The 13,967-nt window shown below is 71.4% G+C and carries 12 protein-coding genes; 3 read left to right on the plus strand and 9 right to left on the minus strand.

From position 1 onward, the window contains the following. Nucleotides 1–16 precede the first annotated feature (16 nt). A complete protein-coding gene (locus tag QNO21_RS08805) occupies nucleotides 17–3,589 on the minus strand; it encodes a glycosyl hydrolase 53 family protein (protein WP_285178385.1) in 3,573 nt (1,190 codons plus the stop codon). Nucleotides 3,590–3,749: 160 nt separating this feature from the next. On the opposite strand from QNO21_RS08805, the gene QNO21_RS08810 reads away from it, so the two are divergent. The 3 genes from QNO21_RS08810 (at nucleotide 3,750) to QNO21_RS08820 (ending at nucleotide 7,104) form a co-directional block, all read left to right on the plus strand. Then, complete coding sequence (locus QNO21_RS08810) at nucleotides 3,750–4,247, plus strand: MarR family winged helix-turn-helix transcriptional regulator (RefSeq protein ID WP_257519285.1); 498 nt, start codon at nucleotides 3,750–3,752, stop codon at nucleotides 4,245–4,247. A gap of 20 nt (nucleotides 4,248–4,267) precedes the next feature. Then, on the plus strand, nucleotides 4,268–5,218 hold the full coding sequence (locus QNO21_RS08815; RefSeq protein WP_257519286.1) for a pseudouridine synthase: 951 nt from the start codon (nucleotides 4,268–4,270) through the stop codon (nucleotides 5,216–5,218). A gap of 62 nt (nucleotides 5,219–5,280) precedes the next feature. Then, a complete protein-coding gene (locus tag QNO21_RS08820; protein WP_257519287.1) occupies nucleotides 5,281–7,104 on the plus strand; it encodes an ABC-F family ATP-binding cassette domain-containing protein in 1,824 nt (607 codons plus the stop codon). A gap of 42 nt (nucleotides 7,105–7,146) precedes the next feature. Here QNO21_RS08820 and QNO21_RS08825 read toward each other — a convergent pair whose 3' ends face one another. From QNO21_RS08825 to QNO21_RS08860, 8 genes are all read right to left on the minus strand, one after another. Beyond that, nucleotides 7,147–8,061 carry an ABC transporter substrate-binding protein gene (locus tag QNO21_RS08825; protein ID WP_257514473.1) on the minus strand — a complete coding sequence of 305 codons (915 nt, stop codon included), beginning with the start codon at nucleotides 8,059–8,061 and terminating at the stop codon, nucleotides 7,147–7,149. Nucleotides 8,062–8,086: 25 nt separating this feature from the next. After that, nucleotides 8,087–8,824 (minus strand): ABC transporter permease, encoded by a 738-nt coding sequence (locus QNO21_RS08830; protein ID WP_257519288.1) that lies wholly within the window; start codon nucleotides 8,822–8,824, stop codon nucleotides 8,087–8,089. Continuing rightward, entirely contained in the window at nucleotides 8,821–9,507 is a 687-nt protein-coding gene (locus QNO21_RS08835; protein ID WP_257514471.1) for an ABC transporter permease, read from the minus strand. The genes QNO21_RS08830 and QNO21_RS08835 overlap by 4 nt, the downstream gene beginning before the upstream one ends. Then, nucleotides 9,504–10,241, minus strand: coding sequence for an ABC transporter ATP-binding protein (locus QNO21_RS08840; RefSeq protein WP_257519289.1), 738 nt, complete (start codon nucleotides 10,239–10,241; stop codon nucleotides 9,504–9,506). Before QNO21_RS08840 ends, QNO21_RS08835 begins: the two co-directional genes overlap by 4 nt. A 1-nt stretch (nucleotide 10,242) precedes the next feature. Next, nucleotides 10,243–10,533: a DUF427 domain-containing protein gene (locus tag QNO21_RS08845; protein ID WP_257519291.1), complete on the minus strand. Its 291-nt coding sequence runs from the start codon at nucleotides 10,531–10,533 to the stop codon at nucleotides 10,243–10,245. A 93-nt stretch (nucleotides 10,534–10,626) separates the two neighbouring features. Beyond that, on the minus strand, nucleotides 10,627–11,949 hold the full coding sequence (locus tag QNO21_RS08850; protein ID WP_257519292.1) for a GNAT family N-acetyltransferase: 1,323 nt from the start codon (nucleotides 11,947–11,949) through the stop codon (nucleotides 10,627–10,629). A gap of 15 nt (nucleotides 11,950–11,964) precedes the next feature. Beyond that, nucleotides 11,965–12,897, minus strand: coding sequence for a 4-(cytidine 5'-diphospho)-2-C-methyl-D-erythritol kinase (locus QNO21_RS08855; RefSeq protein ID WP_257519293.1), 933 nt, complete (start codon nucleotides 12,895–12,897; stop codon nucleotides 11,965–11,967). Then, nucleotides 12,894–13,958, minus strand: a complete 1,065-nt coding sequence (locus tag QNO21_RS08860; RefSeq protein ID WP_285178386.1) for an aldo/keto reductase — start codon at nucleotides 13,956–13,958, stop codon at nucleotides 12,894–12,896. Before QNO21_RS08860 ends, QNO21_RS08855 begins: the two co-directional genes overlap by 4 nt. Between the last annotated feature and the right edge of the window lie 9 nt (nucleotides 13,959–13,967).

Genomic DNA, 13,967 nt, shown 5'->3' on the forward strand with positions numbered 1-13,967 from the left:
TCTGCCAGAGGCCCGGTCAGCGGGTGACCGTCACCGCCAGGGTCCTGCTCGAGGTCGTGCCAGCGGCATTGACGAATTCGACCCGGTACAGGTGCGTGCCCCGTGCGGCACCCGCCACCTCCAGCCGCGCGCTCTGCGACCACGGTGTGCGCGGTTCGAGCGTCCCCTCCGCCACGAGGGCACCGTCGGCGAAGAACCGGTAGCCCGTCGCGTTGGTCCCCCACCACATGTCGGCGGTCACGGTGTAGCGCCCATCTCGATCCCAGTTGTCGTGCCGCAGCACCGGGGTGCCCGGCGACGCGTCGGTCACCGTGACGGTCACCGACCGCGTCGCGGTGACGCCCGAGGCGTTGACAATCTCGCCCGTGTAGACGTACCTGCCGTCGCGGCGGCCGGTGATCGGCACTGCCGCCGTCTGCGCGGCGGTGCCGCCGTAGACGAGGGGCTGCACGGCGACGAGCGCACCGTTCTCGTACAGCCGGAACGACGAGCCGTTGACACCCCACCACAGGTTCATGCGCACGGTGTAGTCGCCGTCGCGCAGGCCGTTGTCCCACCCGTTGTCGTGCGACAGCGTGCCGACGGCAGGGGCGGATGTCGACGCGTCGGCGTTGCGGCGCACCAGCAGCGACGTCGCCTCGGCCAGCTGCGCCCGCGCAGCGGCGACCGCCTCGGGAGTCGGCCACTGCGCGGCCACCACGACATCGGCAACCGCGACGGCTTCGGCCAGCGCCTCCCACGAGGCGGCGGTGTGCGCGCCGGGGTCGAGCACCCGCGCGCCGGCGATGTCGGCCGCAAGACCCGACGTGTCGGTCCGCTCCCCCGCACGCACCAGGCGCAGGTCGTCCACGGTGCCCCACACGCCCGCGGCCAGCGCGCCACGGATGCCGACGGTGAGCGTCTCACCCTCGGCCACGGTGAACGGCGCGGTCGTCGCCGTTGCGAACGCCTGCCAGCCGTCCAGCGCCAGCGGCGCGGCCTGCATGCCGGACGCGGTGACGGCGGTGACTTCCAGCACGTCGCCGGGTGCCTCGCCGTCGCCCTGCGCGGTCGCCGAGAGGGCGTAGGTGCCTGGCGCGATGCCGTCGATCTGCTGCGTCACCTCGAACCCGTACGCGGCGTCGTTCCAGAAGCTCACCGCTCGCGTGCCGTTCGCGGCATCCGCGGTATCGGCGATCGCGGCCCCCGTCCCCGAGACGGTCCACGCCGACCCGTCGCCCTCGAACCCGCCGTCGAGCACCCAGGCGCGCTCGGTGACGGTGATGAGGGCGACGGCAGCGGCATCCTCCGCCGCGCCCGGCACGGTGTAGACGCCGGGCCCGGCGATCCACCGCACGGCGTCGGACCACGTCACGGGTACCTCGTCGACGATGCCGTTCCAGGCGGTGCGACGCACGGTGGCGGGCAGCGTGATCTCCGCGCCCTCCTCGATGGTCATCTCGACCGGGGACACGACGGCAGCCGGCACTGCTCCCACCGGCTCGAGGGCGGCGAGCGCGTCTTCGACCAGGGCCAGTGCGTCGGCGACCTGCGCGGCGGTCGGTGCCACGGCGCCCCGCACGACCTCAGCGATCTCGAGGGCGGCATCCAGCCCTGCCAGCGACTGCGGGGTGGCCACCGCGCGGTCGACGGCCGCGGCACGGGCCACAGCGTCATCGAGCGCGGCGGTGTCCGCGCCGGCTTCGGCGGCCGCGGCCAGCACGAGGTCGTCGAGGGTCCCCCACGCGCCGCCTGCGAGGTCGGCGCGCACCGTAACGGTGAGGGTCTCGCCCTCGGCGATCGTGACGACGGACGTCGTCGGCTCGGACCAGACACGCCAGCCCGAGAGGGCGAACGGCTCCTCCGCGGCATCCCCTGCCGAAGACGAGAGCTGCAGCGTGACGCCTCCGCTGCCCTCCCCGTCGCCCTGGAGCGCGCCCGAGGCGGTGTAGTCCCCCGCCGGCAGACCGGTGACGGTCTGCGAGAGGGTGAAGCCGTAGGCATCCGCCGCGTAGAAGTGTCCCGAGCGGGTGCCGCTGCGGGGATCGTCGGACGCACGGAGCGTGAGCGCCCCGGAGCTCTGCCACATCGACAGGTCGGCGTCTTCGAACCCGGGGTTGCGCAGGTGATTGACCGCCTGCACGGTGACCGTGGCCACCGTGGCGTGCCCGGACGCGGTGACGCCGCTCACGCGGTACACGCCGGGTCCGGCGATCCAGTCCGCGGCATCCGACCACGTCACGGGATCCTGCTCGACGGACCCGTCGTTGTAGGTGACCGCGACGGTGTCCGGCAGGGCGAGGTCATCGCCGTCCTGGCGCGTGATCACCGGCTGCTCGACAGAGCTGACCTCTCGCGGGGCGGTGGCGCCGGTGCGCGCGTAGCGGAACGTCTGCAGCGACTCCAGGGGCGTGCCGTCGAAGGCGAAGAGGGCCTGGTTGTCCCACGCCGAGCCGCCGTACCACTGGCCCGCGTCGTCGGGGTCGTACTCGCCCGCGGCACTGGTGGCCCACCCCGAGCCGAACCTCTCCCACAGCTCGCGGTTGCGCTCGAGCTGCGACGGCGGACCCACCGGCAGCCAGGCCGGCTCCCAGTAGAAGACGCCAATGCCGGCATCGCCGACGTCGACCACGGCCTGGATGACGTCGCGCAGGGCGGTGGCCTGCCCCTGCACGCTCACCGGGTAGGCGGTCGCCTCAGAGGGCAGATCGATCACGTTGCCGTGACCGTCGCCGTCTTCGAGCGTGTACGCCCACGACGTCTCGGCCACCATGACCTGCTTGCCATGCGTGTCGGCGACGTCCCGCAGCACCGTGGTGAGGTTGTCGAGCGTGCCGTGCCAGAACGGGTAGTACGACGAGGCGAACACGTCGTAGTCGACGCCGCGGTCGGCCAGTTCCCTGGCGTAGCCGGCATAGCGGCCGGCGGTCTCGGGGTTGGTGAAGTGCACGACCACCTTCGCGTCGGGAACGGCGGAGCGCACAGCGGCGGAGCCGGCGGAGAACACCTGCGCCATGCCGTCCCAGCCGGTGAGGCCCGCCACGGCGCCGTTGGTTTCGTTCCCGATCTGCACCATGCGGACGTCGACGCCCGCGGCGACGAAGTCGGCGAGCGCCTCGGCCGTGAACTCGCCGACGGCGTCGGCGGTCTGCTCGGCGGTGAAGCCCTCCCACGCCTTGGGAGCGTGCTGCTTGGCGGGATCGGCCCAGAAGTCGGAGTAGTGGAAGTCCACCAGGACACCGAGGCCGGCCGCCGTGGCGCGCTCCCCGATCTCGACCGCGCGGGCGACATCGGTGTCGCCGCCGCCGTACCCGTTGCCGCCTGCATCGAACGGGTCGTTCCACACGCGCACGCGCACGTCGGTGATGCCCGCGTCGGCGAGCACGTCGAAGAGGTCGGCCGGCGCACCGGCGGTGTCGCGGAAGACCACGCCCGATTGCTCGAGCGCGATCGCCGAGGAGACATCGGCGCCGGCGATGAAGTCCGCCGGCATCCCCTCGACCTTGGGCACCACGATCCCCGCTTCGACCGGACCGTCGTCGGCGGCGGCGGGAAGGGCGACGCCGCTCGCCACCAGCACGAGCGCCGCGGCCGCCGCTGCGCCCCGCATCCACCTGTTCGACCCGCGTGCGCGCACGACTGCTCCGATCTCCGTTGACGGATGACTTTCTGTGACCGGTCACAGTCTTCGACGCCTGCAGAGCGCCTGCCAAGAGGATGGTGGTCGTCGTTACCGAACCGTGACCGAGGACGGGGCCGATAATGGGGGGATGGCTCAGCAGACGGACGAGGTCGACCGCATCGTCGGCGCGTGGATGGCCCAGCGCCCCGATCTCGACTTCTCCCCGCTCGAAGTGCTCTCGCGGGTCGACCGGCTCTCCCGCCACCTCGACCGGGCACGTCGCGACGCCTTCCGGCGCAGCGAGCTGGAGCCGTGGGAGTGGGACGTGCTGTCGGCACTGCGCCGGGCGGGCGAGCCGTTCCAGCTCAGCCCCAAGCAGCTGCTGCAGCAGACGCTCGTCTCGAGCGGCACGATGACCAACCGCATCGACCGCCTCGTCGCGCGCCGGCTGGTGCGTCGCGAAGCGGACCCTGTCGACGGACGCAGCGTGCTGGTGACCCTCGCCGGCGATGGAAAGACGCGCGTGGATGCCGCGATCACGCGGCTCGTCGACGCTGAGGCGACCCTGCTGGCGTCGCTGTCGCGCAGTGACCGAGAGCGGCTGGCATCCCTGCTGCGCAAGCTGAGCCTCAGCTTCGACGCCTGAGCGTCTGGGACGATGGGAGCATGCCCGTCTCCCCTCGTCCCGTGCGTGACGGCGTCGGTGCGACCCGTCTGCGTGTGCCCACCACGGGCCCGTGGGCGACGATCGCCGACTACGTGCTGGAACGGTTCGAGCACATCGACAGGCAGGTGCTGCACGACCGCATCGACCGCGGCGACGTCGTCGACGCGCAGGGCGTGGCGGTGCGCCGGGACACTCCGCTCGGGGCGACGGAGTTCATCTGGTACCACCGTGAGCCGCCGGCGGTCGAGCGCACCGTGCCGTTCGACGAGGAGATCCTGCACATCGACGACGACCTCGTCGTGATCGACAAGCCGCACTTCCTTCCCACGACACCCGGCGGGCGCTTCTTGAACCACACCGCTCTGGTACGCATGCGGCGGCGGCTGGACAACCCCGACCTCGTGCCCATCCACCGGCTGGACCGCGCCACCGCGGGGGTGCTGATGTTCTCGGCCCGCCCCGCCACCCGTGGCGCCTACCAGTCGATGTTCGAGCGCCGCGAGGTGCAGAAGGTCTACGAGGCGGTCTCGGCCCTCCCCCCGGGCGGGCTGCCGGCCTTTCCGCTGGTCCACCGCAGCCACATCGAGAAGTTCCGAGACAACCTCTGTGTGCAGACCCGCCCCGACCGCGAACCGAACGCGGAGACGCTCATCGAACTCGTGGGCACGGGAACGAGCACCGGCGGCCACGCCGGACTCGAGGTCGTCCACACCCGGCTGCGCCCGCGCACCGGGCGCATGCACCAGCTGCGCGTGCACCTGGCACAGCTCGGTCTCGGCATCCTCGGCGATCGCTACTACCCGGAGCTCCTCCCCGAGACGCCGCAGGACGACCCCGACCGCCCGATGCAGCTGCTGGCGACCCACCTGCGGTTCACCGACCCGCTGACCGGACGGCCGCGGGCCTTCACCACCCGTCGCCGGCTCGCCGACGCCCCGCCGCGGGGCTGAGCCTGCCGCGTGACGGCACCGCGGGCGGAGTCCCCAGCCGCGCCGCCTACGCTGGAGGGAACATGGCGCATCTTCTCGGGGCCGAAGCCCTGCATCTCGAATACCCCACCCGTGTCGTCTTCGACGGCGTCTCGATCGGCGTCGATGAGGGCGACCGCATCGGCATCGTCGGCCGCAACGGCGACGGCAAGTCCAGCCTCATGGCGATGCTCGCCGGCCGCGTCATCCCCGACTCCGGGCGTGTGACGGTACGTGGCGGCGTGACCGTCGGCGTGCTCGACCAGGCCGACACCCTCCCCGACGACATCACCGTGGGCGAGGCCATCGTGGGCGACCGCATCGAGCACGAGTGGGCGGGCGACCCGCTCACCCGCGACGTCGTCGCCGGCCTCGCGTCGGACCTGCCGTGGGATGCCGCCGTCGGCACCCTCTCGGGCGGTCAGCGCCGCCGCGTCGCGATCGCGCGCCTGCTGACCGGCGACTGGGACGTGCTCATGCTCGATGAGCCGACGAACCACCTCGACGTCGAGGGCATCTCATGGCTGGCCGAGCACCTGAAGCGCCGCTGGTCGGCGTCGTCGGGGGCCCTCCTAGTCGTCACCCACGATCGGTGGTTCCTCGACGAGGTCTGCACCCGCACGTGGGAGGTGCACGACCGCATGGTCGAGCCGTTCGACGGCGGCTACGCGGCGTACGTGCTGCAGCGCGTCGAGCGCGACCGGCAGTCGTCGGTGATCGAAGCCCGACGGCAGAACCTGGCCCGCAAGGAGCTGGCGTGGCTGCGCCGCGGAGCGCCCGCGCGCACCTCGAAGCCGAAGTTCCGCATCGACGCCGCCAACGAGCTCATCGCCGACGTGCCGGAGATCCGCGACCCCGTCACCCTGCAGTCCCTCGCCGTCTCCCGGCTGGGCAAGGACGTCGTCGACCTGCTGGACGTGTCGGTTTCCTACCCCTCGCCAGACTCAGGGACCGGCACGCGAGACGTGCTGCGCGGGGTCGAGTGGCGCATCGCCCCGGGCGAGCGCACCGGCATCCTCGGCGTCAACGGCGCCGGCAAGTCCACCCTGCTCGGTCTCATCGCCGGCACGGTGGAGCCGACCGCCGGCCGGGTCAAGCGCGGCAAGACCGTCAAGGTCGCGACCCTCTCGCAGCGTATGGACGAGCTGGACCCGCACCTGAACGACCCCGTGCGGGTCGTGATCTCGGGGCTGCGCACCAGCTACACCCTCGGCACCGGGTCCAAAGCGCAGGACCTGACCCCCGGCCAGCTGCTCGAGCGCATGGGGTTCGCAAGCGAGCAGCTGTCGACGCCGGTGAAGGACCTCTCGGGCGGACAGAAGCGGCGCCTGCAGCTGCTGCTCATCCTGCTGGAGCAGCCCAACGTGCTGATCCTCGACGAGCCCACGAACGACCTCGACACCGACATGCTCGCGGCCATCGAGGATCTGCTGGACTCGTGGGCCGGGACCCTCCTGGTCGTCTCCCACGATCGCTACTTCCTCGAGCGGGTGACCGACCAGCAGTACGCCATCCTCGACGGGCACCTGCGACACCTGCCGGGCGGCATTGACGAGTACCTGCGTCTGCGGCACGCGCAGCAGCGCGCTGTGGATGCCGGGCCGGTCAAGGCCGCCGCTGCGCCGGCATCCGCCTCGGCGCTGTCCGGCGCCGATCGTCGCAATGCCGAGAAGGAGCTGTCGGCGCTGGACCGCAAGATCCAGAAGCTGCAGAAGGGGCTGGACGACCTCGACGTGAAGATCGCGAACGCGGCCGGCGGCACCGACTACGACGACGTGGCAGACCTCTACCGGCGACGGGACGCGCAGGCGGCCGAGATCGCCGAGCTCGAGGAACGCTGGCTCGAGCTCGGCGAAGCGCTCGACTGAGCGCGGTGAGCGCGCGACTCAGCGCTCACCGCCTCACGTCGCTCAGATGATGCCGTTCTCCTGCAGCCACGCCGTGGCGATGGCGGCGGGCGACATCTCGTCCTCGGTGCTCTGGACGTTCAGCGCGACCAGTCCCTCGGGCGTGAGCGCGGCGCTGATGGGGTCGATGACCTCGGCCAGCTCGTCGGCGAGTTCTTCGTTGACGAGCGGGACGACATTGGAAGCGAGGAACAGGCCCTCAGGATCCTCCAGCACGACGAGGTCCTGCGTCTGGATGCGCGGGTCGGCGGTGAAGACGTTGGCGATGTCGACCTCGCCCGCGGTGAGCGCCTCGACGGTCGTGTCGCCGGTGGCCTCGAAGTCCACGTTCACCCCGTACGTCTCGGCCAAGCCCGACGGTCCGTAGGGACGCTCGGCGAGCTCGGGTGGGCCACCCACGGTCAGCGTGCCGCCGATGTCGGCGAGGTCGGCGATGGTGGTGACGCCGTTCTCGTCGGCGAAGGCCGCGGTCACCGTGTAGGAGTCCTGGTCGGTCGCCTCGGATTGCTCGAGCACCGTCAGCCCATCCGGCAGCGCCTCGATCAGCGCCTCGTACACGTCGTCGGCCGTGCGCGCATCGGTGTCGGGCTCGTAGTACTGCAGCAGGTTGCCGGTGTACTCGGGGAACAGGGTGATCGCCCCGCTCTCGATCTCGGGCATGTAGGCGTCGCGCTGACCGATGTTGAACGAGCGCTCCACGGTATAGCCCGCGTCTTCCAGGGCCTGCGCGTAGATCTCGGCGATGATCTCGTTGGAGTAGTAGGCCTGCGAGCCGATGACGATCGTCTCGTTGTCGGTCGTGTCGCCCGCCTCGGGATCGAGCGGGTCGGCCGTCGAACAGCCGACGAGGGCGGCTGCGGCGAACGCCAAGGCGGTTGCGCCGGCGACCAGACGGCGCGGGATGCGTGCAGTGGACATGGATGCGTCTCCTCGGTGGGATGGATCAGGACGGGACAGGGGTGCTCGCGGCGGTCCGCACCGTCGACGAGCGGGTGGTGGTTCGGGCGCTGCGACCGGCGCGCAGGCCCCGGGGCACCGCGACGCGCTGCAGCACCGCGAACAGCAGATCCAGCAGCAGCGCCAGGCCGATCACCAGCAGCGCGCCGCCGAGCACCATCTCATAGCGGCGCAGCGGGATGCCGGCGATGATGTACTGCCCGAGGCCCCCCAGATTGACGTAGGCGGCGATCGTGACCGTGGCCACCACCTGGAGCGTCGCCGACCGCAGGCCGGCCACCAGCAGTGGCAGTCCCAGCGGCGCCTCGATGCGCCAGAGCACCTGCCACCCCGTCATGCCCATCGCACGCCCGGCGTCGCGTACGGCGGGATCGATCGCCTCGACGCCGGCATAGGCCCCGGCGAGGATCGACGGAATCGCCAGCAGCACGAAGGTGACCACGGCCGCCTCCGGTCTGTTCAGCACCCCGAACAGCAGCACCAGCAGGATCAGCAGGCCGAACGAGGGCACGGCCCGCGCGGCGCCCGAGACGATGACGGCGAGCTCCCGGCCGCGCCCGGTGTGGCCGATGAGCCACCCGAGCGGCACGGCCACAGCGGCGGCGAGGACGACGGAGATGACGGTGAACAGCAGGTGCACGCCGATGGCCGTGCCGATCGCGCCCCGCCCTGTCCACTGCTCGGGGGCGACGATCCACGCGAGGGCGTCGAGGAAGAGGGTCATGCCGGCGCCTCCGCGGTGCGCAACGCCAAGCGCGCACGCGCGCTCGGCGTGGCTGCCCGGCTCCACGGCATCAGGAGGCGACCGGCGGCGACGAGGATCAGGTCGATGACGACGGCGATGAGCATGACTGCGACGATGCCGGCGAGCACCTCGGGGACGATACGCCGCTGCAGACCGTTGGTGAAGAGGTAGCCGAGGTTGGTGACGCCGATGAGCACCCCGACCGTGGCCAGCGACACCGTGCTGACGGCGGCGACGCGCAGGCCCGCGAGGATGACGGGACCGGCCAGCGGCAGGTCGACGCCCCAGAACCGCCGGACCGATCCGTAGCCCATCGCCACTGCCGCCAGCCGGGCATCGGGGTCGACCGCGTCGAAGCCGTCCGCGACTGACCGGGTCAGCAGCGCGACGGCGTAGAGCGTCAGGGCGACGAGCAGGTTGACCTCACTGAGGAAGCTGATCCCCAGGATGCCGGGGAGCAGCGCCAGCAGGGCGAGCGACGGGATCGTGTAGAGCAGGCCGCTGACTGTCAGCAGCGCACCGCGCAGCAGTCGGTAACGCCACGCCACCCATCCGAGCGGCACCGCGAGCACCAGCCCCACGACGATCGGGACGATGCTCTGCCGCACGTGTTCGAGCGACAGCGAAGCGATCAGTCCCAGATTGTCGATGACCCAGTTCACGGCGCGCGTCGCTCCCGGGCACCGACGAACGCCTCGACGAAAGGCGACGCGGGATTCTGACGGATGTCGTCGGCGGTGCCCTGCTGCGCGATGCGCGCGCCGCGCTCGAGGATGATGATCTGGTCGCCGAGGAAGAACGCCTCCTCGATGTCATGCGTGACGAACACGATCGTCTTGCCGATGTCGCGCTGCAGCCGGATGAGCTCGTCCTGCAGCTCGGTGCGCACGATCGGGTCGACGGCGCCGAACGGCTCGTCCATGAGAAGGATGTTCGGTTCCGCCGCGAGCGCGCGCGCCACGCCGACGCGCTGCTGCTGGCCGCCCGAGAGCTGGCTCGGATAGCGGTCCGCCATCGCGGTGTCGAGCCCCACGGTCCCCATGAGCTCCAGAGCACGTTCCCGCGCGACGCCGCGGGCGACGCCGTTCAGGCGCGGCACCGTGGCGATGTTGGCGGCGACGGTCAGGTGCGGCAGCAGACCGGAGTTCTGCATCACGTAGCCGATGCTGCGGCGCAGCTGCACCGGCGAGCGGCCCGCAATGTCTTCGCCGTCGATGGTGATCGTGCCCGACGAGGGCTCGACCATGCGGTTGATCATGCGCAGCAGCGTGGTCTTGCCGCACCCCGAGGACCCCACGAACACCGTTGTGCGGCGGGGCGGGATGACGAGGGAGAAGTCCTCCACCGCCCGGGTGCCGTCGGGGAAGGATTTGGAGACCCCACGGAACTCGATCACGTCAGGCGCCGACCTGGACGTCCTGCCAGAACGCGACGTACCCGGAGAAGTCCCGGCCGACCCGTTCGACCGACCCCGGCTTCGGATCCGGGTACGCGAACGCGTTGTCGGCGTGCCCGTCGACGTCGTAGTACTGGCACTCCCCCTTCCACGCGCAGGTGTACGGGGTGTCGCTCGGGGTGAGGAGATCCCAGTTCACGCTCGCGGGCGGGAAGTACCAGTTGCCCTCGATGCGGATGAGGTCGGACTCGTCGGCATCTGCGACGATCGTGTCGCCCAGTCGTGCTTGCATGGCCGCTCCCTCGGTGGGTGAGCGTCAAGGGTAACGCCGGGCGCCGACACGCACGCGGCCTTGCATCAGCCGCCCGCGTGCACTAGCGGCGAGTCAATACCAGAAGCTCAGGCGCGGGGCGACGTGCCACGAGAGCGACCGCGCGAACGCCGTGGCATCACTCGTCTGCACGAGCCCGGCCCGCGCGAGCGTGAGCGCCGACACTCCCCCGAGATACACCGCCGAGAACTCGCGGATATCGAGGGTCACGGCCACCGCATCCGCCGACTGCCCCGTGCGGAGCCGCGACACCGTGGCGCGGCCGTCGCCGGCGATGTCGAGCAGGTAACGTCCGCCGGCGATTTCGAGCGGGTCGGTGACCTCGAGCGAGAACCGGCCGGGCGCCGCGTAGGTGCGGGCCTGCAGGGCGGAAGGCACGTCGAGGATGCGCAGATACTGGTGATCGCGCACGGTCACCTTCGCCGCGCGCTGATCCTCGATCAGCCACAGCAGCGGCTCGTCGACCGACAGCTCGTGTGCGGTCACCGTGCCGACGAGGTCGAGTTCGAGGAGGAATCGCCAGAGAGCGGCGTACGCGTGATCGGTCTCGGCCAGCAGGTACGGCACGTGCACGCGCGCCTTCGTGAAGTCCTCGTCGTTTCCGGTGACGGTGTACAGCGCCAGCCCTCGCACGTCTCCAGCGGGATCGGTGTACTGCACGGCGCGCACCTTGCCGCCGTCTTTCACGTCGGGCCGCGTTCCTGCGAAGCGATCCCAGAACTCCCCCGGCACCTCGATCTCGCCAGGTGCCCTGAGTCGCACGCGGTCGTGCAGGATCGGCATCAGCTCGCGCACCCGCCGGCGCGGGATGAAGTCGACACGACCCGGGGCGCGCGGGCCTCGCCAGCCGGCGCGTCTGTTCTCGATCGTCCACGCCGCCGAGGCCGCGGCGGGCGCGAAACCGTAGCGCCCGTAGAGCGTGGACTCGCTGACGGTGAGCATCGCCATCGGCAGCCCGGCCGCCGCGGCTCCCCGCAGCTCACCCTCGAGCATCGCCCGGGCAATGCCCCGCCGGCGGTGCGTGGGCGCCACGGTCACCGAGCTGATCGCGCACGAGGGGATGCCGCGCCCACCCGGCACCGTCAGCTCGCCGACCCAGGAGGACAGGGTCGCGACCGGCATCTCGGGCATGGGGCCGGCACCGTCGTAGACACCGGTCAGCCGGCGGTGGGCGCTGAGTTCGCGGCTCGTCGCGATCTGCTCGTCGTTGCGCTCCTCGTCTTGAAAGCCGCGCGCGTTGGCCTGCAGCCAGGCGGCGTAGTCGGCGTCATCGGCGTGCGAGACGGTGCGGTACTGCAGGTCCCGCACGGCCAGCGCGGCGCGGGATCGCAGATCGACGGGCGCGTCGTGCCAGACGGCGTTGTTCACGGGGACCATCGCTCCATTGTGCCGTCAGCCGACGACGCGCGCGCCGGGGACCGGTCCGTGCACGGTCAGCGCGTCATAGCCGGTGGCGCTGAGGGCGGTCCTCAGCTGCACGGCGGCATCCGGGTCGCCGGCGAGGAACGCCACGGTGGGGCCGGAGCCGGAGACCATTCCCGCCAGCGCGCCCAGCCCGCAGCCGAGGTCCCTCAGGTCGGTCAGCTCGGGACGCAGCGAGAAGGCGGCATCCTGCAGGTCGTTGTGCACCGCGGCGGCAACGGCAGCGGCGTCGCCGGTGCGCAGCGCCTGCAGCACGGCGGGGTCGACGTCGGGAGCCCCGGCCGGCGGCGCGATGTCGGGGGCGCTGCGCTCGCGCAGTCGATCGAGCTCCCGATACACCTCCGGAGTGGAAAGTCCCACCGGATTGGTCACGATGACCCAGTCCAGTCGTCCCCGAGCGAGCGCGGGACTCAGCTGGTCGCCGCGGCCGGTGCCCACGGCGGTGCCGCCCATCAGGGCGAAGGGGACGTCCGCCCCGAGCCGTGCGGCAAGTCGCTGCAGGCGCACGGCGGAGAGTCCGGCATCCCACAGCGCATCGCATGCGAGCAGGGCCGCGGCGGCGTCAGCCGATCCGCCGCCCATGCCGCCGGCCACGGGGACGGCCTTGCGCACCTCGAGGTGCACCCCGCCGTCGTAGCCGATCTCACTTGCCAGCAGCCTCGCCGCCCGCACCGCGAGGTTGCGGTCGTCGACCGGCACCCCGGACACGTCGACGACACCCTCGACCGAGATCGAGAAGCCGTCGGCGTGAGAGGCATAGACGTCCTCATACGCCGAGACGGCCTGGTACACCGACGCGACGTCGTGGTAGCCGTCGTCCTGCACGTCGCCGACTTCGAAGAACACGTTGATCTTGCCGGGCGCACGCACGTGCACCCGACGGGACGACGCGGCCGGACTCACGAGTCCGCCGACTCCCACATCCCGACGTCCATGCCGTCCGAGAGCGCGTCGATGCGCTCCAGCTCCTCGGTGTCGAAGGCGGGTCCGTTGACGGCGGCGAGGTTCTCGTCGAGCTGCGCCGGGCGGGAGGCGCCGACGAGGGCCGACGCCACCACCTCGTTGCGCAGGACCCACTGCAGGGCCATCTGCGCCAGGCTCTGGCCGCGCTCCTTGGCGATCGCGTCAAGGCCCACGAGGCGGCCGCGCCCGGACTCGGAGACCGTGTCCCGCGGCACCGACCAGCGCTCGACCGAGCGGTCGGCCGCGCCCTCGCCGAGGTACTTGTCCGTCAGCAGGCCCTGCGCCAGCGGCGAGAACGCGATGGCGCCCAGTCCCTCCTGCTCGAGCGCGCCGGTGAGGCCGTCCTCGATCCAGCGGTTGGCGATGGAGTACGAGGGCTGGTGGATCACGAGCGGAGTGCCGAGGCTGCGCGCGATGGCGACGGCCTCGACGGTGCGCATGGCGCTGTACGACGAGATGCCGACGTAGCGGGCCTTGCCCTGGCGCACGAGGGTGTCGAGCGCGCCGATGGTCTCTTCCAGCGGCACGGTCGGGTCGTCGCGGTGCGAGTAGAAGATGTCGACGTAGTCGAGCTGCATGCGGCGCAGCGACTGCTCGGCGCTCGAAAGCAGGTAGGTGCGCGACCCGCCGTCGCCGTAGGGGCCCGCCCACATGTCGTAGCCGGCCTTGGACGAGATGATCAGCTCGTCCCGGTAGGGCGCGAAGTCCTCGCGCATCATGCGGCCGAAGTTGGTCTCTGCGGAGCCGTAGGGCGGGCCGTAGTTGTTGGCGAGGTCGAAGTGCGTGATGCCGATGTCGAAGGCGTGACGCAGCACCTCGCGCTGGCGGTCGAACGGCACGTTGTCGCCGAAGTTCCACCACAGGCCCAGCGAGATCGGGGGCAGACGCAGGCCCGATGCCCCGACGCGGCGGTAGTCGACGGAGGCGTATCGGTCTTCAGCGGCCGTGTACGGGCGGTGAAGGTCGGCGACGGGCGGCTTGGTGCGGGGCGATTCGGTCACGCTCCCACG

The sequence above is a fragment of the Microbacterium sp. zg-Y818 genome (assembly GCF_030246905.1).
In the GTDB taxonomy this organism is placed as follows: domain Bacteria; phylum Actinomycetota; class Actinomycetes; order Actinomycetales; family Microbacteriaceae; genus Microbacterium.

Excerpts from the sequence above, each read along its gene's own strand:
- QNO21_RS08805 (WP_285178385.1), bottom strand. The coding sequence starts at position 3,589 with ATGCGGGGCGCAGCGGCGGCCGCGGCGCTCGTGCTGGTGGCGAGCGGC.
- QNO21_RS08810 (WP_257519285.1), top strand. The coding sequence starts at position 3,750 with ATGGCTCAGCAGACGGACGAGGTCGACCGCATCGTCGGCGCGTGGATG.
- QNO21_RS08815 (WP_257519286.1), top strand. The coding sequence starts at position 4,268 with ATGCCCGTCTCCCCTCGTCCCGTGCGTGACGGCGTCGGTGCGACCCGT.
- QNO21_RS08820 (WP_257519287.1), top strand. The coding sequence starts at position 5,281 with ATGGCGCATCTTCTCGGGGCCGAAGCCCTGCATCTCGAATACCCCACC.
- QNO21_RS08825 (WP_257514473.1), bottom strand. The coding sequence starts at position 8,061 with ATGTCCACTGCACGCATCCCGCGCCGTCTGGTCGCCGGCGCAACCGCC.
- QNO21_RS08830 (WP_257519288.1), bottom strand. The coding sequence starts at position 8,824 with ATGACCCTCTTCCTCGACGCCCTCGCGTGGATCGTCGCCCCCGAGCAG.
- QNO21_RS08845 (WP_257519291.1), bottom strand. The coding sequence starts at position 10,533 with ATGCAAGCACGACTGGGCGACACGATCGTCGCAGATGCCGACGAGTCC.
- QNO21_RS08850 (WP_257519292.1), bottom strand. The coding sequence starts at position 11,949 with ATGGTCCCCGTGAACAACGCCGTCTGGCACGACGCGCCCGTCGATCTG.